The 3121-nt window shown below is 61.6% G+C and carries 1 protein-coding gene and 1 pseudogene; both read right to left on the reverse strand.

Annotated elements, in window-relative coordinates:
• Window positions 1-249 (reverse strand): annotated as a pseudogene (locus tag NW863_RS12615) (hypothetical protein); the annotation flags it as partial.
• Window positions 250-502: 253 nt separating this feature from the next.
• Window positions 503-2713 (reverse strand): hypothetical protein, encoded by a 2211-nt coding sequence (locus NW863_RS12620; RefSeq protein WP_414366780.1) that lies wholly within the window; start codon window positions 2711-2713, stop codon window positions 503-505.
• Window positions 2714-3121: the final 408 nt, after the last annotated feature.

The raw sequence follows: 3121 nt of genomic DNA on the forward strand, positions 1-3121 counted from the left end.
GGTGCAGGCGGCAAAGAGCACCGCCGCATCTGTGATTTTGATAGAGGTCTTTACCCCGTCGTAGTAGAAGGCGATGCCGTCGGTGGCGGGGGCTGCTGTCTCGGGCAGTTGCGCCGAGATGGTAGAAGGCACCTGCGTAGCGGTGGGCGTGTCAGAAGAGCAGGCGGCCATCCCCCCGGCCAGCGAGGAGGCCAGGGCCAGAGAGACCAGGGAAGAGCGCAAGCCAGGCAAGAAGTTGCGGTTAGACATTGTCACAAATCTCCGAAGATAAGGTCTTGACCAAGGGTTGAAGTCTTGACAAGCGCAGCCCGGCTCACTCGACAGGGAAAACCATATCAAACCTGGTAATAGAATACCCAACCAGGATCCAAAACGTACAGTAGGGAACCCAAAAACCGGGAATGCGCAGGCAAGACAGATAGGAAAGGGCGACCTGGCGGCATTGAGCAGCTCTTTTGTTGACTCAACAGAAACAGGTCGCCCTGATAGCGCTAGCCCCAGGCTAGTTCACCGAAATGGCGGGGCCGAAGTTGAAGTAGGTGGTGCTGCCGGGGTTTGTGGTGTTGTCAAAGGTGTTCAGCGTCGTACCACCCACTGTGATTGCCGACGGCGAGGCAATGGCCGGCGTTATCCGGATCTGGCCGCCGAAGGGAATGGTGAACGGCCCGGGGAAGGTGGCCACGTTGCCGGACACCGACGTGGAGGTGGCGATCACCGGCGACCCTCCTGCACCCGTCACCGTCACCGTCGCGCCAGCAGGCAGACCAGGAATGGTAATTGTTACAGCAGGCGCTGGTGTAGGTGTGGACGTCGGTGTGGGTGTAGGAGCCGCTGGTGGCGTGCCGCCTGGACGGAACTGCAGGCTGGCCCCTGGACCAAAGCCCACCGACGAGCAGAGGGCATCCGACACCACGTTGAAGACGCTGGAGGTGAAGGGAACCAGAGTTGGCGAGCTATCCAAGAAGTTCACCAGGTTGCCCGGCGCGCCTGCCAAGCTCTCGACGCGTCCACACACAGTAACGCCGGGAACGGGTGTTGGCGTGATGGTGTTGTTGAAGAAAGCCTGCAGGATGGTGCCTTCGCCGCCCAGCGCCCCGGTCGCGGTTGGCGTGAGGTCAACACTCGGACGAGCGTAGATAGCTCCCGTGCCTTGGGGCGGTTGGTTGAAGACGTTGCCCGTCACCGAGGCCTTGGCAAAGGGCGAGAGGTTGCCCGAAGCCTGGGTCTGCCGATCCACAATGTCGGCGATGAAGAAGGGGCTGTTGATGGAAGCCTCAAAGCGGTTCTCGCGGATGGTGACCGTGGCAGGCTCTGCCGACACCACGTGCACGCCGGCAACCGTGTAGCCGCGCAGCAGGTTCTTGTAGATATCGGCCTGCGAGAAGTCGCAGACTTGGACAGAAACGTAGTTGTCGGCCTGCGTGGGCCGTGCGAAGTCGTTGAAGGAAACTTCTACGTTGCGCGCCCCTTGGTTGGCTAGGTCGCACTCACCAATGCCCACCTGGTAGTCCGCCGCCGGGCCGCCTGCATCCGGATCCGATCCGCGGGTGCCCGTAATGCGGAAGCCATTGCCTTCTGTCCCACCTAGGGTAGCATCGTTGGCCAAGATCTTGACGTTGCGCAGCGTGCTCGTGCCGTCGAGGGAGTTCAGCGTCAGGCCCGGCTTGTCGGCAGGGATCACAATCTCACCTTCTGCCGTGAAGGAACCCGGGCCTGCCGTCACCGTCGGGTTGGGGCCGGCCGCCTCGGCAATGGCGCGGGTGAGGGAGAGATAGACGTTGCTGGTGTTGCTGTTGAAAGCAAGGCCGCTGCCTGCCGCCACAATGGCCCGCCGCTCAGCCGCGCTCAAGCCGCTGCCGCGGTCGTCACGAATGGCGTAGACGTTGGCCGTCGCCGTTCTCGGGGTGATGGTGTTGCCGGCAAAAGTCAGGCTCAGCCCCGTCACCGCCGACTCAATAAAGATGGCGGCAGAGCCGGCACCCACATCCTGGGCCGTAGGTCTGATCAGCTGATCTGAGATGTCGGGGACAGCTTCGTAGCCCAAGAAGATGTTGTTGGTTTCCACCCGGAGGTTGATGCCCGCGTTGTCGCCGGCAATGCGGATGCCTGCCGAGCTGCCCGCGCCAGCCACAAACAGGTTGGAGCGGGTAACCGTCAAGTTCTTGGAGGTGGCGCCGGCAGCCGCTGAGCCAAAGCCGATCGCCACCCCGCGCGAGGCCGGAGGGGTCACGGTGGGGAAGAGGACTATATCTACGCCGGTAACGGTGACTTCGGTGGCGTCTTCGGCGTTGATGCCGTACTCAATGGACGCCAAGGAGCGGGTGTTGAGGATGGAGAAGTTCTCCAGGACGACGCCGGAAGCGTTGTTCGTCACCTGAACCGGCGCACCGGTAGCCCCACCTACCACGACGGCATCGCCCACATCGCCGGTTGCGCCGCGCACCGTGACGTTGCTGCGGTTGATCACAATGTTCTGGCGGTAAACACCCCGCCCCAGAACCAGGGTGAGAGGCCGAGTGCGATCGGAAGTCTCAATAATCCGGTTAATGTCGGTCTCAGGCGTAACGTTAATCGTGCCTGCCGGCGCCGGAGTTGGCGTGGGAGTTGGCGACGGGGGAGCCGGGGGAGCTGGCGGCGGTGGGGGCGGCACGGGCACCGCAGGGCCAGCGCTGTCCTCGCCGCAGCCCGTCAGGATCACAGGCACAAGTACCACGGCAGACGCTAAAGTCAGAGAACCAAGTGACTTCAGCAGCCACTTCTGCATTGTTCCGTTCATTTTTCTCCTCTTAACCAAAAAAGTAGGGTCCGGCTGAACACTTCCCTTAACTTACCCGATTGACCGGCCCAAAGCAACTAATGGGGCTAGGGGCTTGCCGTTCGGGCGGGAGACGCATACGCGCTTGTGTCAGCGCTTGCTCTGGTTACTCCGTAAATCATACAGGCAGATCTGCCCAGGTTGACAAGTCTTGCCCTTTTTTCAAGAAAAGTTGGGATCCAGGGGGATACAGCGCGGTCTGGGGGGCGGGGGGTTGACGCTTTGCCCCCCAAAAACCGGAAGATTTGCCTATTTCCTGGCAAAAGGGTGCTTGATCCGGGGCAGAAGGGTGGCAGGATGAGGAGT

The sequence above is a fragment of the Synechococcus sp. B60.1 genome (assembly GCF_047462555.1).
Taxonomy (GTDB): Bacteria; Cyanobacteriota; Cyanobacteriia; order Thermostichales; family Thermostichaceae; genus Thermostichus.